This window comes from Novosphingobium sp. (genome assembly GCF_040398825.1).
Classification (GTDB): Bacteria; Pseudomonadota; Alphaproteobacteria; order Sphingomonadales; family Sphingomonadaceae; genus Novosphingobium.
Genome location: NZ_JBBATI010000020.1, coordinates 1 through 25,041, shown reverse-complemented (window position 1 = coordinate 25,041; position 25,041 = coordinate 1). Strand labels below are relative to the sequence as shown.

The following is a 25,041-nucleotide window of genomic DNA, read 5'->3' as shown; positions in this document are numbered from 1 at the left end:
AGCCTGCTCCAATCCCTGTAAACGCCACGTCCCACCCGGCCGCAACACCCCACCACCACCCTTCGGGCGGTCCCCCTCCCCGAATCGGGGAGGATACGAAGGCGGCCATGTTCCGGTCCGGGTGATCCGCTGTTGCGCAATGCCGTCCAATGCCGAAGACTGCGGGCGATGCAGGGTTCGACGAACAGGAGGTGTTGGTATGGCGCGCGGCGGAGTTTTTCGGTGGTTTACGGTTGTTGCCAGCCTGGTTTCGCCTGGCGGCGCGACGGCCCGCGACGCCGGGCGGTTTGCCTATAATCTTTTTGTCAATGCCGAGGAGGAGCAGGCTGATCCTGTGGTATGGGCCCGAACCACCCCAGCCTTTGCGGCTTGTCAGAAACGGGCAAAGATCACTTCCGAATATGACGCCTGTTTCGCTGCCGAATTTAAGCGGCAGGATGCGGCGCTCAACCACGTCTGGAAAGCCACCTTTGCCCGGATCAAGGGGCCTGATCATGCCGGTCTTCTGGCCGCCCAGCGCGAATGGTTGGCGGCGCGCGATCCGTTTTGCCACACCGATGCCGATGGCTTTGAAGGCGGAACGATCATGACAATTGTCTATGGCTCCTGCCAGGTCGAACTGACCATCCGCCGCACCATCTGGCTGGAGCATCTGCGCTGATCGGGGCGCTTCAGCGCGCCGCCCACGCCATGCCATCGGCGCCATAGGCCGTCGCCACGGTGCGGATGACCTTCCAACTGCCCAGGTCCACCGCCGCGACCATGCCCGCGCCACCGCACGAAACATAGGCGACCTTTTGGCCGGGCGGGATCAGCACGGCCTGCGGTGCCTTGCCGACCGCGATTGTGCGGGTCAGCTGGCGTTTGGTCAGGTCGATGACCGCCACCTGGTTCAGCGCCGGCATCGCCACCAGCAACCAGCGGCCATCGGGGGTGGCGGCTGCACCATGGCCCAGCCCGGGCAGCGCGATCCATTCACGCACCCCGCGCGTCGCGGTGTCCATCACCGCCAATCGGGGTACCATGTTGTCAGAGGTGAAGATCAACCGGTCATCGGCCGAAATGGCGATGCGCTGCACCGTGTCGGTCACCGGAATCACCGCCAACAGCTTGCGCTGTTTCAGGTCCAGCACCGACACTGAACCGGGTTTGACATTGGCGGTGTAGCCAAACCGGCCGTCATGCGACAGCACCAGCATGTGCGAATTGGCGGCCCCGGTCGGGATGCTGCCGATGATGGCACGGGTTTTCGGGTTGATCAGGGTGACGCTGTTGTCGAGTTCGGTGGTGACGTAGACCAGCCCGGTTGCGGGATCGACCTGCGGCAGATGTGGCCGCACGCCATGGCCAAAGTCCACCGAACCGGTCACGCGGCGGGTGGGCAGATCAACGAACAGCAATTCGTGTCCGTCGGCACCGGGTATGCCCAACCCGGTGTCGCCATAGACCGGCAAATAGGCCGTCCTGCCATCGGGGGACACCGCCACCTCGTGCGCGTGCAGATGGCCAGGCTGGTGCTCATCGATCTGGCCGATAACCGCAAAGGTCCGCGCATCGATCACGCTGGCCGTGGCAGTGCCCTGATTGATAACGACCAGCGATTGCGCGCGCACCGCAGGACCGGTGGTTGCCAGCAGCAGACTGGCAAGCAAAAGGTGGTTTCGCAACGCGTGGCTCCCATGCCGATGATCCCGCCAAAACCTATATTCGAACTACCGCAGTGGCAATCTTCACCGGTTGCGGCCGGCGTGCCCCTGCTGCCACTGGCCATCGCTGGTTTTGGAACATATAAGGAACAAATGACACAGCTGAGCACGCTCGAAAAACTCGCGATTCTGGCCGATGCGGCGAAATACGATGCGTCGTGCGCATCGTCGGGCACCACCAGGCGCGACAGCAAGGGCGGCGGCAAAAGCGGCAAGGGGATCGGATCGACCGAGGGCATGGGTATCTGCCATGCCTATGCGCCGGATGGGCGGTGCATTTCGCTGCTGAAAATTCTGCTGACCAACCACTGCATTTTCGACTGCCATTATTGCATCAACCGCAAAAGTTCGAACGTCCGCCGCACGCGGTTTTCCCCGCAAGAGGTCGCCGATCTGACGCTGGCGTTCTATCGCCGCAATTATATCGAAGGGTTGTTCCTGTCGTCGGGGATCATCAAAAGTTCCAACCACACGATGGAAATGCTGATAGAATCTGCCAGAATTCTGCGCGAAGAGCATGATTTTCGGGGCTATATCCACCTGAAGACGATCCCGGAGGCCGATCCCGACATGGTCCGCCGCGCCGGGCTGTTTGCCGACCGGGTGTCAATCAATGTCGAACTGCCGACCACGGCCGGACTGACGCGGCTGGCGCCCGACAAATCGGTGCCGCGCATCGAAGGCGCGATGGACCTGATGGCGGGCGAAATTGTCGAAGCGCGCGATGCCCGCCGGCGCTTCCGCCACGCGCCGCGCTATGCCCCCGCCGGTCAGTCGACGCAGATGATCGTTGGCGCCGATGCCGCCAGCGATGCCGATATCATCACGCGGTCGTCGGGGCTGTATGGCCGGTTCGGGTTGCGCCGGGTCTATTATTCGGCGTTCAGCCCGATCCCCGATGCCAGCGCGGTGCTGCCGCTGAAACGCCCGCCGCTGATGCGCGAACACCGGCTGTACCAGTCGGACTGGCTGATGCGGTTTTATGGCTATGCTGCCGATGAGGTGCGCAGCGCGGCCGACGCAGCGGGCATGCTGCCGCTGGATATCGATCCCAAGCTGGCCTTCGCGTTGAAATTCCGCGATTCGTTTCCGGTCGATATCAACCGTGCGCCGCGCGAAATGCTGTTGCGCGTGCCGGGGCTGGGCGTGCGTGCGGTCAATGGCATCCTGTCGGCGCGGCGCCTGCGGCGGCTGACCCTGGCCGATCTGGCGCGGCTGACGGTATCGTTGACCAAACTGCGCCCGTTCGTGATCGCCGACGACTGGCGCCCGGTCATGCTGGCCGATCGCGCCGATCTGCGCGCGCTGGTCGCGCCGGCGGGGGGCGAACAGCTGGAACTGTTCGGGGCATGACGATGCAAACTCTGTGGCGCGTGCCAGTGGCGGCGCACGATGATTTCGATGGCTGGCGCGATACTGCACGGGCGCTGATCCAGGCCGGGGTCATGCCCGATCAGGTGCGCTGGTCGCTGCCTGGGAACCAGGCGGGCGATCTGTTCGCCGCCGCCACCCCGCCTGCGCAGCCTGCCGATGCTGGCGCCGATGCTGCGCCGGTGCGGGCATCGCGCGCCTTTGTCGAACTGGCGAACCGCGCCGCGCTGCATGCCGATCCGGCGCGGTTTGATCTGTTGTACCGGCTGCTGTGGCGGTTGCAGGCGGTGCCCCGGTTGATGGACGATCGCGCTGACAGCGATGTGCGCAAGGTGGACGCGCTGGCCCGCACAGTGCGCCGTGACATTCACAAGATGCGCGCCTTTGTGCGGTTTCGCGAAGTGGCGGGGGATGACGGCACGCCGCACTATGTCGCGTGGTTTGAGCCGGATCACCACATTCTGCGCGCCAACGGCGGGTTTTTCGTGCGCCGGTTCGGCACCATGCGCTGGTCGATCCTGACCCCGCAGGGCGCATTGCACTGGGATGGCGAAGCACTGCGCGAAGGCCCGCCGGCCACCCGCGCCGATGCGCGTGCCAATATTCTGGGTGGCGATCCGGCCGAGGCGCTGTGGCGCACGTATTACGCCGCGATTTTCAACCCGGCGCGGCTGAAAATCGACGCCATGGTCAAGGAAATGCCCCGCCGCTATTGGAAAAACCTGCCCGAGGCGGAACTGATCCCCGATCTGATCGCCTCTGCCCAGGCGCGAGAGGCGGCGATGATCGCGCTGGGGGCCGAAGACATGGGCCGCCCGCCCGCATCGCTGGATGCGCTCGATGTCGCGGTGGATGCCTGCCGCCGCTGTGCGATCGGCTGCAACGGCACCCGCGCGGTGGCGGGGGAGGGGGTGGCCACCGCCCCGCTGATGATCGTCGGCGAACAGCCTGGTGATCACGAAGAACAGGCGGGGCAGCCCTTCGTGGGCCCCGCCGGGCAGGTGCTGCGCCAGCATGCGCAAAGGGCCGGGCTGGATCTGGGCGCGGCACGGCTGACCAACGCGGTGCGTCATTTCAAACACCTGCCACGCGGCAAACAGCGGCTGCACCAGAACCCCACGGCGCGTGAAATCGACACCTGCCGCTGGTGGCTGGATGCCGAACGCCTGCTGGTGCGCCCCCGGTTGGTGCTGGCACTGGGGGCCAGCGCGGCGCGCGGCATCCTGGGCCGCACCGTCAGCGTGCAGCAGGAACGCAGCCGATGGTTGCCGCTGGAAGACGGCGCGCAATTGCTGATCACCACCCATCCCAGTTACCTGTTGCGGCTGGGGCCAGAGGCGGGCGTGGCCGAAGAGGCGCGGTTTGCCGATGATCTGGCCATGGTCGCGCGCGCGCTGACCGGGGCATGACCGGCCATGCCCGAACCGCCGCTGACCCCCCAACGCCGCCATGTCGCGCCCGACGGATCGCCCGGACAGCCGGAGCGCGCGCCGTTTGTCGAACTGGGCGTGATGAGCTGCTTTTCGTTCCTGCGCGGGGCGTCGGACGCGGTTGATCTGGTCGGCACGGCGCGCGCGCTGGGCTATGATGCGATCGGGATTGCCGATGCCAATTCGCTCGCCGGTGTGGTGCGCCTGCATGGTGAGGCGCTGACGGCGGGCCTGCGGCCGATCATCGGCTGCCGCATCGAAACCACCTGCGGGCTGGCGTTTCTGGCCTATCCGCTGGACCGGGCGGGCTATGGGCGGTTGTGCCGGCTGATTTCGCTGGGGCGCATGGCCACGCCCGATGGCGAATGGCAGGCCAAGGGGCAATGCGACATCACGCTGGCGATGCTGGCCGACCATGCCCGGGGGCTGGCGCTGGTGGTGATCCCGCCGCGCGACCTGGGCCAGCCATTGACGATTGCGGTGCCCAGCAACGTGGTCACGCTGGGGGATATGGCGAGCGACGCTGTTCCACAGGCCATGACCAGGCTTTCCACTGATTTTGCCGGGCTTATCCCCCAGCTTGTCCACAGGTTGCCCACCATGCGGCATATCGCCGCGTGTTATTGCCACCGGGGTGATGATGTGGCGCGGATCAACGCGCTGGATGATCTGGCGCGCGCGCACGGATTGCAACTGCTGGCCACCAACGATGTGCTCTATCACGAACCGGCGCGACGGCCGTTGCACGATGTGATGACCGCCATCCGCCACCGCACCACCGTGGCAGAGGCCGGGCACTGGCTGGAACCGCATGCCGAACGCCATCTGAAATCGCCGGCAGACATGGTGCGGCTGTTTGAACGCTGGCCCCAGGCGATTGCGGCGGCGCGCGCACTGGCCGATGCTTGTACCTTTGCGTTGACCGAACTGTGCTATGAATATCCTGAGGAAATCTGCCCCGATGGCCGCGATCCGCAAGGCTGGCTGGCGGAACAGACCTGGGCCGGCGCGGCGTGGCGCTATCCCGCCGGGGTGCCGGTGGCGGTGGCCGATACGCTGCACCGTGAACTGGCGCTGATCGGCAAACTGGTGCTGGCGCCGTATTTTCTGACGATCAAGGACATTGTCGATTTCGCGCGCGCGCAAAATCCGCCGATCCTGTGCCAGGGGCGCGGGTCTGCGGCCAATTCGGCGGTGTGTTTTTGCCTGGGCATTACCGCGGTGGACCCTGCCAAACACGCGCTGCTGTTCGACCGGTTCATTTCCGAAGAGCGCAAGGAACCGCCCGATATCGATGTCGATTTTGAACACGAACGCCGCGAAGAGGTGATCCAGTACATCTATCGCCGCTATGGCCGCCACCGCGCCGGGCTGTGCGCCACGGTCATCCACTATCGCCCGCGCATGGCGATCCGCGAAGTGGGCAAGGCGATGGGCCTGACCGAGGATGTGACCGGCGCGCTGGCGCGCACGGTGTGGGGCAGTTGGGGCGGCGAAATGGCGGAGCGCAACGTTTCGCAGGCCGGGCTGGACTTGTCAGACCCGCATTTGCGCCGGGTGATCCGGCTGGCGGAACAAATGATCGGCATGCCGCGCCACCTGTCACAGCATGTTGGCGGGTTTATCCTGACGCGCGACGATCTGATCGAAACCGTGCCGGTGGGCAATGGCGCGATGCCCGATCGCAGCTTCATCGAATGGGACAAGGACGATATCGACGCGCTGGGCATCATGAAGGTCGATGTGCTGGCGCTGGGCATGCTGACCTGTATCCGCAAATGCCTGGATCTGCTGGAGGATCATCATGGCCGCGCGCTGACGCTGGCGACCGTCCCGCGCGAAGACCCGGCGGTGTATGACATGCTGTGTCGGGGGGATTCGCTCGGCGTGTTTCAGGTCGAAAGCCGGGCGCAGATGAACATGCTGCCGCGCCTGCGCCCGCGCGAATTCTATGACCTGGTGGTAGAGGTGGCGATCGTGCGCCCGGGGCCGATCCAGGGCGACATGGTCCACCCCTATCTCAAGCGCCGGCGCGGGGATGAGGCGGTGGTGATCCCCGCGCCCGACCCGCGCCACGGCCCGCCCGATGAACTGACGTCGATCCTGGCGCGGACCTATGGCGTGCCGATTTTCCAGGAACAGGCGATGAAAATCGCGCTGGACGCGGCCAGGTTCTCGGGCGCGGAGGCCAACCGGCTGCGCAAGGCGATGGCCACCTTTCGCAGCCGGGGCATGGTCCACGAACTGGAAGACATGATGGTCGGGCGGATGATCGCGCGCGGCTATGATCCCGATTTTGCCGCGCGCTGTTTCAACCAGATCAAGGGGTTTGGCGAATACGGCTTTCCCGAAAGCCACGCCGCCAGCTTTGCCCATCTGGTCTATGTCTCGTCGTGGCTGAAATGCCATTACCCGGCGGCGTTTGCCTGTGGCCTGCTCAATTCGCAGCCGATGGGGTTTTACGCCCCGGCGCAGATCGTGCGCGATGCGCGCGACCATGGCGTGGTGGTGCTGCCGCCCGATGTGAACCACAGCGATTGGGATTGCACGCTGGAACCGCAGGGGACCGGCGTCGCGCTGCGGCTGGGGCTGCGGCAGATTGACGGGCTGGCGGAAATTCACGCCGTCGCGCTGATTGCCGCGCGCCAGCATGGGGGCACCTATGCCGATCTGGCCGATCTGCGCAGCCGCGCCGGGCTGTCACCGGCGGTGATCGAGCGGTTGGCGACGGCGGATGCGTTCGGATCGCTGCGCCTGTCGCGGAGAGAGGCGCTGTGGCAGGCGCGCAGCCTTATCGCCGCGCCCGATCTGCCGCTGTTCGCCGCGATGCGCGCGCGCGATGAAGGGGTGGAGGCAGTGCGCGCGCGTCTGCCGGTGATGCCCGATGGCGAAGAAGTGGTGGCCGATTATCAGACGCTGCGCCTGTCGCTGAAGGCGCATCCGATGGCGTTCCTGCGGCCACGGCTGGCCGAACGCGGATTTTTGCGCGCCTGCGATCTGCGCAACCGCAAAACCCGCGCAATGGTACATGTCGCGGGCGTGGTGCTGGTGCGCCAGCAGCCGGGCACCGCCAAGGGCGTGTGCTTTATCACGCTGGAAGATGAAACCGGGGTGATCAACCTGGTGGTCTGGCCCGATCTGAAGGAAAAACAGCGCAAGGTGGTGATGGGTGCGCGGCTGATGGAGGTGCGCGGCCGGGTCGAATACGATGACGAAGTGATCCACGTGATCGCCGCGCATATGACCGACGCCAGCGACCAGCTGGCACGCCTGTCGGACCAGCATTTTGATCCGGTGCTGGCGCGGGCGGATGAGGTAGCGCGGCCGGTTCCGGCGCCGACGCGTGGCCATCCCAGAAACGCGCGGATCATCCCGAAATCACGTGATTTTCACTGAACGACCGGCAGATCGCACGGGGATACGATTGTTTTACCTGAACCCGCTATCATCCATCCTGCCGGATATCCGCGCAGGGGGCAAATCATGGGTATCATTCGATCCGCGCTGCGCGGGGGGTGTTTGCTGGGGCTGATCGGGTTTGCCGGGGGCTTTTTCGGGCCGATCGTATTCATGCCCGATGCCAACCAGGGGCCATTGCTCGGCATCTTCATCACCGGCCCGCTCGGATTTGTGCTGGGGCTGGTGGGTGGCGCGATCATGGCAGCCGTTCGTCGCGATTGACGGCTGCACCCAACTCCAACCTGCCCCAAACCCAAAGTCAGCCAAAATCAGGTCCGCAGCCGCTCAATTCCCTGCGCCAGCGCCACATACAGCTTGCCCATGTCCGATGACAGAAGCGTCACGCCCAGCGCGTTGCCGTCGCGGGTGGACAGCAATTGGCGCAGCATGCCTTCGAAATCGTGGATGTAGCGGTTGACCTGGACGCGGAATTCCTCGTCCGCCTCGTAATGCTGTTGCACCACGCGCGCATCGGCGGTGTCGAGCAACGATACCGCGCGGCGGGTAAAGATGCCGCGTTCGCCACGCAGATACGATGCCCAGGCGCTTTCCGACACCTCTGCCGACAGGATGCGGCTGATGTCGATCGCGGTGGAATTCAGGCTTTCGGTAATCAGCGCGGTGCGCCGGGCGAAATCGTTGTCGACCTGTTCCTCCACGCGTTCGCGCGCGCGCGCCACCCGGCTTTCCAGATTGCCCGCCAGTTCATCAATCTTGGTCAGCTGGTCGCGCATCTGCAGCGCGGTTTCGCGGGCAGAGGCTGATGCGCTGTCCATCGCCTCTTCCAGCCGGGCGATCATCTGCGCGCCGCGTCCCTGCACCACGCGCGCCAGTGCGGCGCTGGTTTCTTCGCCAAACCGCGCGGCCATCGCGCTGATTTCGGCGGCGGTTGTTTCGCCCAGATCGGCGCCGGCCTGTCGCGCGGCGGCCTCCAGCTCGGCAATCGCCCCGGCCAGCCGGCGCTCGATCGATCCGGCCAGCGTATCGCTTTCACCCTGTGCGCCGCGCAACTGGTCGCGCAACGCGGCCAGGCGCTGCTCCTGTTCGGCCGCGCGGGCCAGCACCGCGGTGTTGAGCGCGGTGATTTCACCCAGCATTGCGCCCACTTTGGTGTCGCTGGCGCCGATCGTGCCCGCCAGCGCGGTCCCGGCATCCCCTGCCTCACGCAGAGTGTCGCGCAAGGCGGTCACTTGCGTCTGCGCGGTGTCGATCCCGGCGGTGGCGGTGTGCAGGGCATCGGGCAACTGGGTGCGGGTATGTTCGCTGGCCGCTTCGATCAGTTCCAGCAGGCGCACGGCCGAATCGGTCAGGCCGGCAATCGTTTCGTCGGTTCCGGCCAGCGCACCGCGGCACGCATTCAGCCGCGCGGTCATCGTTGTCATCGCGGCATCGACAATCCCCGCTGTGCGCGACCCTTCATTGGCGGTGCCGCTGATGGTGGTGCCAAAGGCCGCCACGCGTTCGGTCAGCACATCGCAGGTCGCCGCCAGCTTTTCGATATTGTCGATCTGGCGGCGGTGTTGCGCATCGATGGTGGTGTCGATCCGCGCCAGCCGGGTATCGATCGCATCGGCGGTATCGGCGGCGGCGGCGGCCATCGCCGCGCGGCGCTGCCCGATCGCAGCGTCGAGTGTGGCCAGCCGCGCGGCAAACCCGTCGGCGGCTGCGGCCAGCGCGGATTCCAGCGCCTGGCGCCGTGCGGCCATCGCCTCATCAACATGCCCGCCTTCATCCAGCAGCGCGCGGCTGAGCGCGCCCGCGCTTTCCTCAAACCGGTGCAAGCGGTCGCGTGACGCGCTGATCAGGCTGTCGTGATCGCGCCCGACTTCTTCGATTGCGCGGGCCAGTGCGCCTGCGACCTGGCGCACATCGCCATCCAGCGCGGCGATGCGTGTGGCCAGCGCGGCCAGGCTGTCGTCCTCTGCCTGTGCCAGCACGCTGCGCTGGCCGGCCAGTTCGGCGGCCAGCGCGTCGGCGCGCGCGCGGATCGCGGCCAGCGCGATGATTTCATCCTGATCGATGCGCGCGCGCTGGCCATCGAGCTCGTCAATCACCGCGCGCAGACGCACTTCGCCCGCCAGTCCGATGCGTTCGGTCGCGGTGGCAAAGGCATCGAGTGCGGCGTCAACCTGGCGGCGCACCTCGTCCACCTTGCGCCCGCTGGCGGTGCCGAATTCGTTCAGCCGGTTGAACCCGGTGATCAGCTCTTCCAACTGGGCATCGGCGGTGCGCCCGGCATTGGCGATGGCATTGGCGACGTCTTTGGCCGAATTGCTGATCACCGGCAGGTGCGTGCGCAAAGTGGCAATGTTTTCCAGCGCCTTGGCCGCGACGGTACCGATCTGGTCCATATCCTTGCCCTGGCCGGTGATCAGGTCTTTCAACCGTTCGGCCGAACCCGACAGGCGATCGACCGCAATCCGGCCCAACGCCTCAAGATCGCGGCCCTGTGCGGAAATGAAATCGCGCGCCAGCGACAATTCGGTGTTCATCGCGCGCAGCCGCGTCTCCAGCAGGCGGCTTTCATGCGCCAGCGCCTGGATCACCGCGGCATGGCGGCTGGCATCGCGCAAGGTGGTGCGCGCGATCAGCACCCCGATCAGCACCAGCATCACAGGCAGCGCCCATACCGACACCAGCGCCACCGCAGCGTCGGCAGAGGGCAGGCCGCGCAAAGGCGCCAGGCGGGCAACGGCAAACAGCACCGACCAGCCGATGATCAGCACCGCGGCGATGGCCGGCACGATCCAGCGCAACAGCGGCGGCGGCATTTCTACCGCATCGTCGGCGGCATAGTCGTCCGGATCGGGGGCAAGACCGGCATCGGCGCCCAGGTCGAGCGCGCGGCCAGGCGCGATCAGCGTTGGTTCACCCGGCGCCTGATCAGACAGCGACAACGGCCGCGGATCATCGCCCGCGGGTTCGTCCCCGGCCCGCGCGCCATCGCGTGCGATATTGCGTATTCCCCCGTTCATACCGCATCCTTATCACGCTTTTCGGGTGTTGCGTAACCCCGCCTTAACCGATCGCATGCCACGCCACTGATCATGGCATATCTTGGCGAAGCAATCGATGCGCATCTGGTCAGCGCGCTGGGTGATGATCCGGCCCTGTTGCGCGAATTGCGGCGGGCGTTTCTTGACAGCGCGCTGGCGGCGCTGGACCTGATGGAACGCGCGCGCTGCGATGCCAACTGGCGGGTCGCCGCCGAGCGGATCAAGGGTCTGGCGGCGACATTCCACGGCGCAGAATTGATTACGCTGGCTGATGAGGCGATTGCGGGCGTGCCGGGTGATCGCGCGATTTTGCGAAACATTCGCGCGCTGCTGCGTGAAATCGATCCAGACGCTTAATTTGTCCTTTATAGGCAATATTTTAACGAGCTATTTGGCACTAATTCCCGATCTCGGCCCAAGCGTCGCTTGGCATGCGGGCGGGTGCGGCCTACGATAGTCGCCCGGTCCGGGTGGCCGGAATGTGGCGCATGGCCCGGGCGATATGCTCCGGATGCCGGCGCCAACTGGAGATCGGGTTCTTTGCGGGTCGCACTGCTGTCATTGATCGACGCTGTCGCCGGCGAACCGCAAGGTTTGCGCGGGTATCTGACGATCGGCGGGCGGTCGCTGGCCCGGCACCAGCTGGGTCTGGCACTGGCGCTGGGGTGTAACCGCGTGGTGATGGTGGCAGAGGCGCTGACCGGTGAGCTGGTCGCGCTGCAACGCGTGGCAGAGGCGCGCGGGGCGCGGTTTCATGTCATTGCCGCCGCCCACGCGCTGTTGCCGCTGGTCACCGAAGACGATGATCTGTTCGTGCTGGCCGATGGCCTGCTGGCGCAGCCGGCCACCGCGCTGGCGCAATTGGGCGAAGCGCCCGGTGTGCTGGCGCTGCCGGTGGAGGCCGGGTTGGCGGCCGGGTTTGAACGGATCGATATCAACCATGCCTATGCCGGGGCGATGCGGCTGCCCGGGCGGCTGGTCGCCGGGCTGGGTGAACTGCCGCCCGAATGGAACCCCCATGCCGCGCTGCTGCGGCTGGCGGTGCAGGGGCGGGTGCCGCTGCGCCTGTTGCCCGAAACGCTGATCCGCGATGGCGGCTGGGGCCTGGTGCGCAGCGAGGATGAGGCGCACCGGATCGAGCCCGTCTGGCTGCGCCAGCATACCGCCACCGCCCATATGCGCAGCCCGGGCGAATGGATTGCGGCGCGCACGGTGCACACCGTTGGCCCTGCGCTGCTGCATGCCGGCACCCGGCCGTGGGTGGTGGCGCTGGGCGGGGTGGTGGCGCTGTTGCTGGCGGTGGGGTCAGGCTGGTTTGGCTGGCGCACGCCGGGGTTTGTGCTGTTGGGGCTGGGCTGGGTGCTGGCCCGGGTGGCGGCGCTGATGGTGCGGATTGAACGGCAATCGCTGTTGGAAACCGGCAAAGCGCCCCCCACCGGCGTATGGTTTGAATGGATGATCGATGTCGCGTTTGTCATGCTGGCGGCATGGCGCAGCGAAATTCCGCATTTGCCCGGGGTGCCGTTCGGCATCGCGTGGTTCCCGCCGATCGTATTGATTCTGCTGCTGCATTTCCTGCCGCGCGTGCTGACCGCCGGCCGCTGGGCCTGGTGGTTGCGCGACCGGCTGGTGCTGAGCATCGGGTTGGCGTTGAACAGTGCGCTGCTGCCGTTCGATTTCTTTTTGCGGGCGGCGGTGCTGGCGCTGGTGGTGTGGGCAATGGTGACCGTCCCGGCGCGGGGCGACCCGGCTAACCCCGATTTAACCAACCGCGATTAAAGCCTGATGGCATGATCCAGGCGCCCCCTTCCGGTTCGTCCACCGCGACACGCCCGGATGAGGCGCGGGCGCAGTTGGCCGCCGCTGATTGTCGTCTGGTCATGGCCGGCGCGACTTTGGCGCAGCTGGTGACACTGGGACCCTGTCAGTTGCTGGATGACGAAACACTGGTGCGTACGCGCGCGCTGGTGACCGATCTGGCGGCGCAACTGGCAGATGCAGACGCCGCGTTGATCGCGCCGGTGCGTGACATGCTGGCGGCCAGTCCCACCATCCTGACGCATTGCCACGCGCTGGCGATTGAATGGCGGCTGGGCGCGGTGATGGCGGCGCGCCGGGGGCTTGATCCGGTGCTGCCGCCCTTGTTACGGCGGCGGCTGGATGGCCGGGCGTTTGGCGATGATGCGGCCGCGCTGGCCACCGCGCTGCTGGCCGCGCAGACCCGGGTGGGAGAGGCATTGCGCCGCATGCGGCTGCCGTTTGATGAATTGCCGGGCGATTTGCAGCATATGGCGGTGGCGATTGCCGATGGCGCGCGCGCCGACCATGGCCATGGCGATGCGCTTCCCGCGCGCGTGTCCGGTGGTACCCACCCCGACCGCGGACGGCTGGCGCTGTTGCGGCGCGTGCTGGCCGGGCTGGGCGCCGACAGCGGCGCCGGTCTGAACCTGGATCAGGCCGGGGTGCCCTTGTTCCTGAGCGCGCTGGCGCTGGCATCGGGGGCACAACGCGACGCGGTGGTGCTGGCCACGGCAGAGGATGATCCGATCCGGCTGGCGCTGCTGTTGCGCGCGGGTGGGCTGAGCCGCGATCACGCAGCGGAGCATTTGTTGGCGATCCGGCCCGATGCCGATCCCGCGCTGGTCGATCAGGCGCTGACCGCTGCGCCGACGCAGGCCGGGCCGGACGGTGGCGCACAATGAGCAGCCAGCCCCCGCTCCATGGCCAGTGTGACGCAGCCGATCGCCTGATCGCGGCGGATGAACCGCTGGCAGGATTGCAAGTGCGCTGTGGCGGCGAAATGCCCGGGCTGCTGGCAGTGCCGGCCTTGCTGACACTGGTGCGCCGCACGCGTATATCGCAGGTTTCCCAATTGCGCATGGTGGGCGCGGTCGATGAAGGCCGGGCCATTACATTTCTGGCGCATGTCACGCCCGATGGTACGGGCACGCGGCTGGCGGTCAGCCAGTGGCGGCTGGCCGGCGATGGCGATGCGCCGTCACCGCCCGCACCGACCGAGGCGCTGCTGCACCAGCTGGCGGTGGTGCATGCGGTGCTCGATGCCGATCAGCGCGTGCTGGCCACCGATCTGCGTGGCGATGCCGCCGATGGAGATGCTGATGCCTCGGCGCTGGCCGATCTGGCAGCGCTTTGGCAGGCAGAGGCGAAACCGTGGAGCGACGCGGTCGATCTGATCGGGGTCGCGCACCGCCAGCCGCTGCACTGGCGCCTGCTGGATGATGTGGCGTTTCGCATTGCCGGATCGGCGCGCACGTGGCGCGCGCGGCTGCTGCCCCACGGTGATGCCGGATTTGATCTGCTGGTGCTGCCTGATGCAATCGACGTGCTGCCCGTTGCTCCGTCAGCGCCAGAAACGCCATCCGCTGCGGAACCCGCGCCGGGCTGGAGCCGGGTGATCGGTCGCGATCTGGCGCCGGCGCTGCGCCAGCCGATCAACCGCATTGTCGCCAATGCCGAAACCATCCGCACCCGGCTGGCCGGGCCGCTGGCCGACGAGTACGCAGCCTATGCCGCCGATATTGCCGAAGCCGGCCGCCACTTGCTGGGTCTGGTGGAGGATCTGGCCGATCTTGACGCGGTTGAGGCACCGGGCTTTGCCCCGGCGCCCGATCGCATCGATCTGGCCGATTGCGCGCGGCGCGCGGCGGGCATTCTGGCCATGCGCGCGCAGGAACGCGGTATCGTGCTGGTTACGCCTGACGATACGGTGTCGGTGCCGGCGACCGGCGAATTCCGCCGGGTGTTGCAAATCCTGCTCAACCTGCTGACCAACGCCATCCGCTATGGCCCGGAACATTCGACCGTTTCCATCACCGCCGCCACTGATGGCAGCGTCGCGCACGTCACGGTCAGCGATCAGGGCGCCGGATTGACGGTTGAGCAGGCGGCCCAGGTGTTCGACAAATTCGAACGCCTAGGCCGCAGCGGCGATGGCGGCAGCGGTCTGGGCCTGTACATTTCCCGCCGCCTGGCCCGCGCGATGGGCGGGGACCTCAAGGCCGAGGATGTAGCGGTAACGGGTACTGGCGCGCGGTTTGTACTGACGCTGCCCGGTCGTAGTTAAGTCTAGCCCGACAATGGGTGATTTATCTGGGGACAAGCACGATAAGCACATCAACGGTCTTGATGTGTTGCTGGCCTGGCCTCCACCATCCTTGTCATTCCCGCGAAGGCGGGAATCCAGGGTGCATGGCACAAGAGCATGAATTATCAGATGCTTACGTCCACCCCAACCGTCGCAGCTGGATTCCCGCCTACGCGGGAATGACTGAAATTTGTATTTTGCAGTCAATCACTCGCGCAGAGCGAGCGACGCTTCCAGCCAGTGAATGCGCTTGAGCCATAGCCTGGCGGATTTGGCTGATGACGCAATCCGCAGCCTCACCCGAGAACGCTCAAGTTCGGCTTCCAATTGTTCCTGGCTCAGCTTTGCAAGCTCGTCATCACGGTGAGGAACGCCAGACCGTTTGCCCATTTGGAGGGCATACCAATATTCAACTGCGCCCACAACCAGCGGCCAGGTGAAACAATCCAGCCATGCCTGATAAAACCCGTCACCAACAAAAACGGCGGAAGATGCCCGATGCATCCCCCGCCATTTTCAAACTGTCCAACGCCAATCAGCGCTGATCGACAGGTACGTAATCGCGTTGTACCGGCCCGGTGTACAACTGGCGCGGGCGGCCGATTTTCTGGCCTGGGTCGGAAATCATTTCGTTCCATTGCGCCACCCAGCCGACCGTGCGCGCCAGGGCGAACAGCACGGTGAACATCGTGGTCGGGAAACCGATTGCCGACAGGATGATGCCCGAATAGAAATCGACGTTGGGGAACAGCTTCTTTTCCGCGAAGTATGGATCGCTCAGCGCGATTTCCTCCAGCCGCAGCGCGGTTTCGAACAGCGGATCGGACACATTCAGCGCCTTGAACACTTCGCGCACGGTTTTCTGCATCACCGTCGCGCGCGGGTCATAGTTTTTGTACACGCGGTGGCCAAAACCCATCAGGCGGAACGGGTCGTTCTTGTCCTTGGCGCGATCGATATAGTGCTGGATGCGATCGGGCGTGCCGATTTCGCGCAGCATGTTCAGCGCGGCTTCGTTCGCGCCGCCATGTGCCGGGCCCCACAGGCAGGCGATGCCCGCCGCCATGCACGCAAACGGGTTGGCGCCCGACGATCCGGCCAGGCGGACCGTGGAGGTTGACGCGTTCTGTTCGTGATCGGCATGCAGGATAAAGATGCGGTCCAGCGCACGTTCAACCTCTGGCACCACTTCGTATTCCTCGGCCGGCACGGCAAAGGTCATGCGCAGGAAATTGCCGGTGTAGGACAGCTTGTTGCTGGGATAGACGAACGGCTGACCCACCGAATATTTGTAGGCCATCGCCGCGATTGTCGGAATCTTTGCGATCAGCCGGTGCGAGCTGATCTTGCGCAGGACGGGATCGGCAATGTCGGTCGAATCGTGATAAAATGCCGACAGCGCGCCGACCACGCCGCACATCACCGCCATCGGGTGCGCATCGCGGCGGAAACCGCGGTAAAACGTGCTCAGCTGTTCGTGCACCATGGTGTGGCGGGTGATGGTGCGGCTGAAATCGTCCAGTTCTGCCGCGCTCGGCAGTTCGCCATTGAGCAGCAGATAGCTGACTTCCATGAACGATGACTGTTCCGCCAGCTGCCCGATGGGATAACCCCGGTGCAGCAGGACGCCCTCATCGCCGTCGATATAGGTGATCGCGCTGTCGCAGCTGGCCGTGCTGGTAAAGCCGGGGTCATAGGTGAACTTCCCGGTCTGCGCATAGAGCTTGCGGATATCGATCACATCGGGACCGATGGTGCCACTGGTCACCGGCAAATCCACTGACGAATCCACGGCGGCGCCATTGGCGTCGGTCCCGATGTTCAGGGTCGCGTGGGTGTTGCTCACGTTGCAATCCTCCTGTGGGCATGCGCGGGGGTGTGAAGCCCGGTTGCGTGCAAAAAAATGGGTCTATCGGGGCAGTCGCGGGTTATGCGGTTGAGGCGGGTATCAGCTGATCACGGATGCGGCTGATCGCCTCGTCACGGCCCAGCAGCACCAGCACATCATAAATCCCGGGTGAGGTGGTCTGGCCGGTCAGCGCGGCGCGCAGTGGCTGCGCCAGCTTGCCCAGGCCCAGGCCAAGGTCAGCCGCCAGCGCCTTGACCGCGGTTTCCAGCGCCTCGGCGGTCCAGTCGGGCGCTTGTTCAAGACAATCCAGCGCGTTTGTCAGAATGGTTCGCGCATCCGCCGTCAACAGCGCCGCCGCCTTGTCATCGGGGGTGATCGGCCGCTGCGCAAACAGGAACCGCGCACCATCGGCCAGCTCGTTCAGGTCGGCTGCGCGCACCTTCAGCACCGACATGGCGGTTGCCAGCAGGCTGATCTGCGCCGCATCGGTCAGGCTCAGCCGTTGCGTGATCAGCCCGGTCAACCGCGCATCATCGGCCAGCCGCATGTAATGCCCGTTGAGATTGAGCAGCTTTTTCAGGTCGAACCGCGCCGCGCCCTTGTTCACATCGGCGATATCGAACCATTCCACTGCCTGTTCGCGCGCAATGATTTCGGCATCGCCATGGCCCCAGCCCAGCCGCAGCAGATAATTGATCACCGCTTCGGGCAACAGGCCCAGATCATCGCGATAGGCATCGACGCCCAGCGCGCCATGGCGTTTCGACAGTTTTGCGCCGTCGGCGCCGTGGATCAGCGGGATATGCGCATAGGCCGGATCAGGCCAGGCGCCGGTGCCCGCGGCCTGCTCAATCGTATGCATGGCACGTATGACAACGAGCTGGCGGAACGCGTTGTTGATATGATCATCGCCACGGATGACGTGGGTGATGCCCATATCGTGGTCATCCACCACCACCGCCAGCATATACGTCGGGGTGCCGTCGCCGCGCAGGATGACGAAATCATCAATCTCGCGGTTGCTGACAGTAATTTGCCCCTGCACCAGATCGTCGATCACGGTTTCGCCATCGCGCGGCGCCTTTACCCGGATCACATAGGGCAGATCGCCGGGCCAGGTTGCCGGGTCGGCATCGCGCCATTCACTGTCGATGCGGAACGGCCGGCGTTCGGCCTGGGCAGCGGCGCGGCGCGCGGCCAGTTCGTCCTGCGTCAGATAGCAGCGATAGGCATAGCCACCGTCGAGCAGCTGGTGCGCCACCGCGGCATGGCGTTCGCTGCGCGCAAACTGGAACACCGGCGGTTCATCGCCATCCAGCCCCAGCCATGACAGGCCATCAAAAATCGCATCGATCGCCGGTTCGGTCGATCGCGCGCGGTCGGTATCCTCGATCCGCAGCAGATAAGTGCCGCCGTGATGGCGGGCAAACAGCCAGTTGAACAGCGCCGTACGCGCGCCACCGATATGCAGGTATCCGGTTGGCGAAGGGGCAAAACGGGTGACGACCGCGCAACTGCGGTCCGATGTGGCAGAATTGGTCACACTCGCGCTTGCCATCCGGCGCGCTATCCTTTCTCATTCGTGGCCATGGCAGAACAGGCGCCCACCCAAACCAACGCCCAAACCAACGCCCAGTCCACTGTGTGCCCCGCCGCGCCGGTGTCCGACACGCGCGTGACTCGCGACGATCTGCCGCCGTTGCAGCATGCCGCGCATTGGGACAGTTTGGTACGATTGTCCAGTGTGCAGCGCACCATCGATCAATTCCTGATGGCCCGCCCGTTTGAACGCGGGCCCTGGCTGGCGGTGGGGTTTGGCGCGGGAATCGTGGCCTGGGTGGTGTTGCCGGGGCCGTGGCAATGGGCGGCACTGATTGCCTTGTGCGCTGCGGCCGTGATCACGGCGCCGCTGATCGCGCGCGATGGCGTGGCGGATTATCTGCGGCTGGCGATCATGGCCATGGCGACCATGGTGGCGGCTGGCTGTGCGACCATCTGGATGAAGTCGGCGCTGGTCGGCACACCGCCGATTTCGGCAGCGCAGACCGTGCTGATTGCCGGCCGGGTGGTCGATCGGCAGGACCACGGCGGGGGCGTGCAATTGCTGCTGGCGGCGCATATCGCCGGCCGGGCCTGGCCAATGCTGATCCGGGTCATGCTGCCCGAACCGCTGGACCGGCCGGGTATCGTGATCGGTGCCACCCTGGCTGCCAAGGCCCGGCTGACCCCGCCGCCCCCGCCCATGCTGCCGGGCAGCCATGATTTTGCCTTTGCCGCCTGGTTCGAAGGGGTTGGCGCGACCGGGTCGATCAGCGGGCCAATCACGGTGGCGGGCAGTACCGCGCCGGCGCCATCGTTGCGGCGGGTGCAGGCGGGCCTGCGCGACCATGTCGCCGCGCATCTGGGCGGATCGGCAGGCGCGATCGCGGTGACGCTGGCCACCGGGGACCGCGGCGCGATGGGCCAGGGCGATGCCGATGCGATGCGCGATGCCGGCTTTGCACACCTGCTGGCCATCGGTGGCCTGCATATGAGCGCGGTGATCGGCCTGGTCTATGTACTGGTGTTGCGCGGGCTGGCGCTGTTTCCATGGGTGGCGCTGCGGGTGCGCCTGCCGCTGGTGGCGGCGCTGGCCGGCGCGGCGGTTGGCGTGGGATATTGTTTGATCACCGGCGCGCACGTGCCGACGGTGCGCGCGGCGGCGGTTGCGCTGCTGGTGCTGGGCGCGCTGGCGCTGGGGCGCGATGCCTTGTCGATGCGGTTGCTGGCGGTGGCGGCGCTGGCGGTGATGCTGTTCTGGCCCGAAGCGGTGCTGGAACCGGCGTTTCAGATGAGTTTTGGATCGGTGATGGCGGTGATTGCCGTGCACAACACCGCCTGGGCCAAACGCTTTGAAAGCTGGCGTGATGAGGCGTGGGCGATGCGCGTTGGACGGCACGCCGCGATGCTGTTGCTGACCGGACTGGTGATCGAACTGGCGTTGTTGCCGGTCGCGCTGTTCCACTTTCACCGCAACGGGTTGTTTGGGGCGGTCGCCAATCTGTTTGCCATTCCGCTGGTCACGCTGGTGGCAATGCCGTCGCTGGCGTGCGCGCTGTTGCTCGACAGTGTGGGCGCCGGGGCGCCGGCATGGTGGCTGACCGGCAAGGCGCTGGGGGCGGTGCTGTGGATCGCGCATGTGACCGCCAATGCGCCGGGCGCGGTCACGGTGATGCCGGCATTTCCGGGCTGGATGTATGGGTTGGCGGTAGCCGGATTGTTGTGGCTGGGGCTGTGGAGCGGGTGGGTCCGGCTGTGGGGTCTGTTGCCATTGGCCGCTGCGCTGGCGGCCATGGCAACTGTACCCACCCCTGATATCCTGGTCACCGGCGACGGCCGCCACCTGGGTATTACCGGTCTTGGCCCCGATCTGGTCGTGCTGACCCCCGGGCCGGGGCGCTATGCGCGCGAAACCCTGCTGGAAGCGGCCGGGATGGCGGGCAAGACACAGCCGCTCGAAGATTGGCCGGGCGCGCGCTGCACGCATGATTTTTGTGCCCTGGCGCTCGTGCGCGGCGGCCGATCGACCACGCTGCTGATCGGGCGGAGCACGCGGCGGTTGAACCAGCCGGCGGTGGAACAGGCCTGCGCGCACAGCGATATTGTGATCGCCAACCGCGTACTGTCACCGCTGTGCCACCCCCGCCGCCTGCTGATCGATGCCGCGGTGCTGGCACGCAACGGCGGTATGACGATCAACCTGGCCAGTGGTGAGGTGCACACCGTCGCGCAGACCACGGGCCACCATCCGTGGTTGCCGTGGTGATCGGAGTTATCGCAAGGGGACAACCTGATTCCGACACGCGCTGTGATTAGCAGCCGTATTTATATATTATAAAAAATTCCGTTCATGTTGAGCTTGTTGAAGCACACGTGATACGATTGATCCAGGTGACTTGACACACTTGCAGTTCAAACGGCAGCGCGTGTGCTTCGACAAGATCAGCACGAGCGGCTATATTTATTTATCTAATACTTCAATGACTAATCAGCAATGCCGGCGCAACCGGCTACTGTTGCTGAAAGTCCCAACCGCCATCATAGCCCGCTCGGCGCTGCGTTTGTCAGTCGCGGGCCTTGGGATGCGCCATCAATGATAGCGGCGCAACAGCCCGGCCAGCTTGCCCTGCACCTGCACTTCGCCCGGCGTGTAGAACTGCGGGTCATAGGCGGCATTGGCGGGGTCGAGGCGCACCATGCCCTTTTCCCGGCGCAGGTATTTCAGCGTGGCTTCTTCGCCGCGCACCAGCGCCACCACGATTTCGCCGTCACGCGCCACATCGGTGCGGCGGATCAGCGCCATGTCGCCATCCAGGATGCCGGCATCAATCATCGAATCCCCTGACACCTCCAGCGCGTAATGTTCGCCGGGGCCGAGCAGCGCGGCGGGCACGGGCAGCATCGTTGCGCCCTCCATCGCTTCGATCGGGGCACCGGCGGCAATGCGACCATGCAGCGGGATTTCGATGACGTCGTTGGCGGGTTCGCGCAAAGTCGCCGGGGCCGGGGCAACCGGTTTAACCGGCGCTGGCCCACGCGGTGCGGTGCGCGGGCTGGCGGTATCGGGTTCGCGGATCACCTCCAGCGCGCGGGCGCGGTTGGCCAGGCGGCGGATGAAACCGCGTTCCTCCAGCGCAGAAATCAGGCGGTGCACGCCCGATTTGGATTTCAGGTCCAGCGCCTCTTTCATTTCTTCGAACGACGGCGATATGCCCGATGATTCCAGTCTGGTCTGGATAAAGGTCAAAAGCTCGTGCTGTTTGCGTGTCAGCATACCCGAAACCCCTCGCGTGGAATTGGTTCATCAATCCGTGAACGAATGCGGAACGATTAGGCAACCAAACGGAACACGTCAAGCAATTTGCGCTATTTCCCCGCATGATGCGCAAGTTGACGTCTGGCCAGCACGGCCACCAGCGCCTAATGCGACCCGATCATGCTGTACCTTGCGCTCAAAGCGATCATTTCCGGACTGCTGATTGCAGCGGCGTCTACGCTGGCCAGGCGCTATCCGGGGTTTGGCGCCCTGGTCGCATCGCTGCCGCTGGTGTCGGTGCTGGGCATGCTGTGGTTGTGGCATGATCGCCCTGACGCGCAGAATATGGCGGCGCATGTGCAGGCGACGTTCTGGTACGTGTTACCGTCGCTGCCGATGTTCCTGCTGATCCCCGCACTGCTGCGCCATGGCGTGGGATTTGTGGCGGCATTGGTTGCGGGCTGTGTGCTGACCATTGTGCTCTATGCAGGCATGACATGGTTGGCGCCGCGTCTGGGCATTCAGCTGTGACCGCCCCAGTTTACGGCAGGTCAGTCAGGTAAACCGGAACCAGGGTGCCGGCTGGGGTGGCCGCGGCGCCAGCCTCGCGCACGACCAGCGCATTGGCGCGCGCGAGTGGTGACAGCGCGCCCGAATCCTGCAGCGCATCCAGCGTGACCGACGTGCCGTCCCACTGGCTGCGCAAAAATTCCATGCGGCCGCCGCCGGGCGGCATCACCCCGGCCAGCGGCACCAGGATCGGGCGCGGGCAGGGCTGTCCCGCACCCAGCATCGCGCGCAACAGCGGCAGCATGAACAGATAGCCGGTCACCCACGATGCCGCCGGATTGCCGGGCAGGCCCAGGATGATCTGGTGCGCAAGGCCAGGGCGTGCGCGCCGCGCGACCAGCAGCGGTTTGCCAGGCTTGATCGCCACCCGCCAGAAATCAATCTCTGCGCCGATCGCCGTCAGCGCCGGGCGCACCAGATCATGATCGCCGACCGAGGCTCCGCCGCTGGTCACGATCACATCGGCGTCGGCGGCCGCTGTAAAGGCATCGACCAACGCGTCCAGCCGGTCGGGCACCGGGCCGATCCGTGTGGCCAGCACTGGCGGGCGCGCGGCCAGCGCCGCCAGCATCGGGCCATTGCTGGCGGGGATCTGGTGCAGTGCAGGGGTGGTACCGGGAACGGCAAGCTCGTCGCCGCCATCGATCACCGTCAACCGCAATGCGCGGCGCACCGGGATCGTATCATGGCCGGCGGCAAGGATAAGCCCGATGGTGGCGGCATCGATGCGCGTGCCGGCAGGAACCAGCACCTCGCCCGAGGCAAAATCCATCGCGCGCGGGCGGATATGGCGTTCGGCCGGGTCGGGCACAGTGCCGGTAAGCGTCAACGTGCTGCCATCAACCCCGCTGTCCTCCTTGATCAGCACCATGTCGGCGCCCGCTGGTAAAACCGCGCCAGTGCTGATCCGCACGGCTTCACCCGGGCCGACCGTGCCGGCAAAGGGATGACCGGCGGCGCTGTGGCCGACCAGTTGCCACGGCCCGGGCAGATCGGCAGCACGCAACGCAAAGCCATCCATTGCCGACAATGGCGCGGCCGGCTGATCGCGCAGTGCCAACAAAGGCTCGGCCAGATAATAGCCCGATGCGGCGGCGGTCGCACGCTGTTCGATCGGCAGAAATTCGGCCAGTGCCAGCAGGCGCGCCTGCGCCTCGGCCAGCGGCAACGGCGCGGTGCGGGGTGTCACGCCGCGCCGTCCGCGCGCCAGGTGCCCGATTTGCCGCCGCGTTTTTCGATCAGCCGCACCGCTTCGATCACCATGCCCTTGTCGATCGCCTTGGCCATGTCGTAAATCGTCAGCAGCGCGATCGAAACGGCGGTCATCGCCTCCATCTCCACCCCGGTGCGCCCGGTCAGCGATGCGCTGGCAGTGGCGGCCACGCCATCGTCCAGCAGTTCAAATTCCACCGTTACCGATTCCAGCCCGAGCGGGTGGCACAGCGGGATCAGATCACCCGTGCGCTTGGCCGCCATGATCCCGGCGATGCGCGCGGTGGCCAGCACATCGCCCTTGGCCACGGTGCCCTCTGCAATCGCGGCGCGCGCCGCCGGGTTCATGCGGATACGACCGCCGGCCACGGCCACGCGGTGGGTGGCGGGCTTGCCGCCGACATCGACCATGCGCGCCTGGCCACGGTCATCAAGATGGGTCAATCCGGTCATGGTCATGCTCTTGCCAGACTGGCCCCCGATTGCACAGGGGGTGTGATCGGCGGTGGCCCGCCGATCACACGTTCGCTCCCGTCAGGCCCTGCCGTCGCCGTCGTCGCGCCCCAGCAGCGCTTCGCCCTTTTCCGACAGCAGCATGGCGATCAGCCCGGCCATTGGATTGGCGCCATCGCTGCCATTGCCGCTGATCTGGATCCGCGGCACGACATCGACTTTTGACGTTTCCAGCGCCTGCGCCAGCCGTTCGATCACCTGCCGGGTCAGCTGATAGCGGGCGCCGCCGCTGGCCTCCACCTGTTTGGCGATGGTGTCGGCGGTGGCCAGGCCGGTGCGGGTGATGCGTTCGGCATCGGCGCCGGCAATCGCCACCATCCGCGCCGCTTCGCCCTCGCCCATCAGCTTGATCTTGTCGGCTTCGGCGCGGGCCAGCATGCGCGTCTGGTCGGCCTGCTGCGTGGCGAGTTTCAACTGTGCCTTGCCCTCGTTTTCCTTGACCGTAATCGACAGTTCCGACTGGGTGATCGCGGTTTGCTGGTTGGCGCGCGCTTCGGCTTCGCGCAGGGTTTTTTCGCCCTCGGCCGCCACGCGCTGCTTTTCATAGGTGGCGACGCGTTCTTCGGCCACCTGCCGCGCGCGCAGCTGGTCCAGCACCTTTTCGATCTGCTGATCGTCGCTGCTCGATGGGCGGGGCGTGCCGATCAGCACTTCCTGCAGTTCCAGGTTATAGGCGCTGAACCGCGTGCGCATCTGTTCGCCCGCCATTTCCTGAATGTCGGCACGTTCCTGCAGCAGCTCGATCAGCGTGCGTTTTTGCGCGACGTTCTTGAAATAGGCCGACACCATCGGGTCGAGCGTCTGTTCCACCAGCTTTTTGATATCGCCAAAGCGCTGCACCACCAGCGGCGCTTTGCGGTAATCGATATGCACCACCACCGACAGCGGCAGCATCGGTTCAAACGCGTCGCGGGTGATCAGCGACACTTCGGCCAGGTTTTCGTCATAGCGATGCGTGCCGACCGCGGCCTGTTCCCATTTCAGCAACCGTGTATTGGTGTCAAGCTGGATCGTGCCAAGGCTGGTCGTTTGTGA

At 65.7% G+C, this 25,041-nt stretch carries 20 protein-coding genes; 11 read left to right on the top strand and 9 right to left on the bottom strand.

The features are described from left to right. Positions 1-199 precede the first annotated feature (199 nt). Positions 200-661 carry a lysozyme inhibitor LprI family protein gene (locus ABWP89_RS11155; RefSeq protein WP_353229292.1) on the top strand — a complete coding sequence of 154 codons (462 nt, stop codon included), beginning with the start codon at positions 200-202 and terminating at the stop codon, positions 659-661. A gap of 10 nt (positions 662-671) precedes the next feature. On the opposite strand, the gene ABWP89_RS11150 is transcribed toward ABWP89_RS11155, so the two are convergent. Beyond that, complete coding sequence (locus ABWP89_RS11150) at positions 672-1,667, bottom strand: cytochrome D1 domain-containing protein (RefSeq protein ID WP_353229290.1); 996 nt, start codon at positions 1,665-1,667, stop codon at positions 672-674. A gap of 132 nt (positions 1,668-1,799) precedes the next feature. Here ABWP89_RS11150 and ABWP89_RS11145 point away from each other — a divergent pair, with 132 nt between their 5' ends. The 4 genes from ABWP89_RS11145 to ABWP89_RS11130 all read left to right on the top strand — a co-directional run bounded on the left by ABWP89_RS11145 (position 1,800) and on the right by ABWP89_RS11130 (position 8,188). Beyond that, entirely contained in the window at positions 1,800-3,059 is a 1,260-nt protein-coding gene (locus tag ABWP89_RS11145; RefSeq protein ID WP_353229289.1) for a putative DNA modification/repair radical SAM protein, read from the top strand. Then, positions 3,056-4,486, top strand: coding sequence for a UdgX family uracil-DNA binding protein (locus tag ABWP89_RS11140; RefSeq protein WP_353229287.1), 1,431 nt, complete (start codon positions 3,056-3,058; stop codon positions 4,484-4,486). The genes ABWP89_RS11145 and ABWP89_RS11140 overlap by 4 nt, the downstream gene beginning before the upstream one ends. Before the next feature lie 6 nt (positions 4,487-4,492). Further along, positions 4,493-7,903: an error-prone DNA polymerase gene (locus tag ABWP89_RS11135; RefSeq protein ID WP_353229286.1), complete on the top strand. Its 3,411-nt coding sequence runs from the start codon at positions 4,493-4,495 to the stop codon at positions 7,901-7,903. A gap of 87 nt (positions 7,904-7,990) precedes the next feature. Next, the gene (locus tag ABWP89_RS11130) at positions 7,991-8,188 is read left to right on the top strand and encodes a hypothetical protein (protein WP_353229285.1); all 198 of its coding nucleotides are present in this window, start codon (positions 7,991-7,993) and stop codon (positions 8,186-8,188) included. A 47-nt stretch (positions 8,189-8,235) separates the two neighbouring features. On the opposite strand, the gene ABWP89_RS11125 is transcribed toward ABWP89_RS11130, so the two are convergent. Then, positions 8,236-10,941 carry a coiled-coil domain-containing protein gene (locus tag ABWP89_RS11125; protein ID WP_353229284.1) on the bottom strand — a complete coding sequence of 902 codons (2,706 nt, stop codon included), beginning with the start codon at positions 10,939-10,941 and terminating at the stop codon, positions 8,236-8,238. Positions 10,942-11,013: 72 nt separating this feature from the next. Here ABWP89_RS11125 and ABWP89_RS11120 point away from each other — a divergent pair, with 72 nt between their 5' ends. The 4 genes from ABWP89_RS11120 (at position 11,014) to ABWP89_RS11105 (ending at position 15,046) form a co-directional block, all read left to right on the top strand. Continuing rightward, entirely contained in the window at positions 11,014-11,319 is a 306-nt protein-coding gene (locus tag ABWP89_RS11120) for an Hpt domain-containing protein (RefSeq protein WP_353229283.1), read from the top strand. A gap of 183 nt (positions 11,320-11,502) precedes the next feature. Next, positions 11,503-12,741: a hypothetical protein gene (locus tag ABWP89_RS11115; protein WP_353229282.1), complete on the top strand. Its 1,239-nt coding sequence runs from the start codon at positions 11,503-11,505 to the stop codon at positions 12,739-12,741. Between the two features lie 11 nt (positions 12,742-12,752). Then, positions 12,753-13,664, top strand: a complete 912-nt coding sequence (locus tag ABWP89_RS11110) for a hypothetical protein (protein WP_353229281.1) — start codon at positions 12,753-12,755, stop codon at positions 13,662-13,664. Then, complete coding sequence (locus tag ABWP89_RS11105; protein ID WP_353229279.1) at positions 13,661-15,046, top strand: sensor histidine kinase; 1,386 nt, start codon at positions 13,661-13,663, stop codon at positions 15,044-15,046. Before ABWP89_RS11110 ends, ABWP89_RS11105 begins: the two co-directional genes overlap by 4 nt. 228 nt (positions 15,047-15,274) lie before the next feature. Here the strand turns inward: ABWP89_RS11105 and ABWP89_RS11100 are convergent, their stop codons facing one another. The 3 genes from ABWP89_RS11100 to gltX all read right to left on the bottom strand — a co-directional run bounded on the left by ABWP89_RS11100 (position 15,275) and on the right by gltX (position 18,474). After that, positions 15,275-15,571, bottom strand: a complete 297-nt coding sequence (locus ABWP89_RS11100; RefSeq protein ID WP_353229278.1) for a hypothetical protein — start codon at positions 15,569-15,571, stop codon at positions 15,275-15,277. 31 nt (positions 15,572-15,602) lie between these two features. Next, positions 15,603-16,886, bottom strand: coding sequence for a citrate synthase (gene gltA / locus ABWP89_RS11095; protein WP_353229345.1), 1,284 nt, complete (start codon positions 16,884-16,886; stop codon positions 15,603-15,605). 109 nt (positions 16,887-16,995) lie between these two features. Continuing rightward, positions 16,996-18,474 (bottom strand): glutamate--tRNA ligase, encoded by a 1,479-nt coding sequence (gltX, locus tag ABWP89_RS11090; RefSeq protein ID WP_353229277.1) that lies wholly within the window; start codon positions 18,472-18,474, stop codon positions 16,996-16,998. A 102-nt stretch (positions 18,475-18,576) separates the two neighbouring features. Between gltX and ABWP89_RS11085 the strand changes: the two genes are divergently transcribed. Continuing rightward, complete coding sequence (locus ABWP89_RS11085; RefSeq protein ID WP_353229275.1) at positions 18,577-20,721, top strand: ComEC/Rec2 family competence protein; 2,145 nt, start codon at positions 18,577-18,579, stop codon at positions 20,719-20,721. A gap of 324 nt (positions 20,722-21,045) precedes the next feature. On the opposite strand, the gene lexA is transcribed toward ABWP89_RS11085, so the two are convergent. Continuing rightward, a complete protein-coding gene (gene lexA / locus ABWP89_RS11080; RefSeq protein WP_353229274.1) occupies positions 21,046-21,729 on the bottom strand; it encodes a transcriptional repressor LexA in 684 nt (227 codons plus the stop codon). 162 nt (positions 21,730-21,891) lie between these two features. Here lexA and ABWP89_RS11075 point away from each other — a divergent pair, with 162 nt between their 5' ends. After that, on the top strand, positions 21,892-22,242 hold the full coding sequence (locus tag ABWP89_RS11075) for a DUF3147 family protein (RefSeq protein WP_353229273.1): 351 nt from the start codon (positions 21,892-21,894) through the stop codon (positions 22,240-22,242). Between the two features lie 10 nt (positions 22,243-22,252). Here the strand turns inward: ABWP89_RS11075 and ABWP89_RS11070 are convergent, their stop codons facing one another. The 3 genes from ABWP89_RS11070 to ABWP89_RS11060 all read right to left on the bottom strand — a co-directional run. Next, on the bottom strand, positions 22,253-23,470 hold the full coding sequence (locus ABWP89_RS11070; RefSeq protein ID WP_353229271.1) for a molybdopterin molybdotransferase MoeA: 1,218 nt from the start codon (positions 23,468-23,470) through the stop codon (positions 22,253-22,255). Further along, complete coding sequence (gene moaC / locus ABWP89_RS11065; protein WP_353229270.1) at positions 23,467-23,946, bottom strand: cyclic pyranopterin monophosphate synthase MoaC; 480 nt, start codon at positions 23,944-23,946, stop codon at positions 23,467-23,469. The genes ABWP89_RS11070 and moaC overlap by 4 nt, the downstream gene beginning before the upstream one ends. 81 nt (positions 23,947-24,027) lie before the next feature. Further along, positions 24,028-25,041 (bottom strand): SPFH domain-containing protein (locus ABWP89_RS11060; RefSeq protein WP_353229269.1); only part of this gene is annotated, 1,014 nt, incomplete at its 5' end.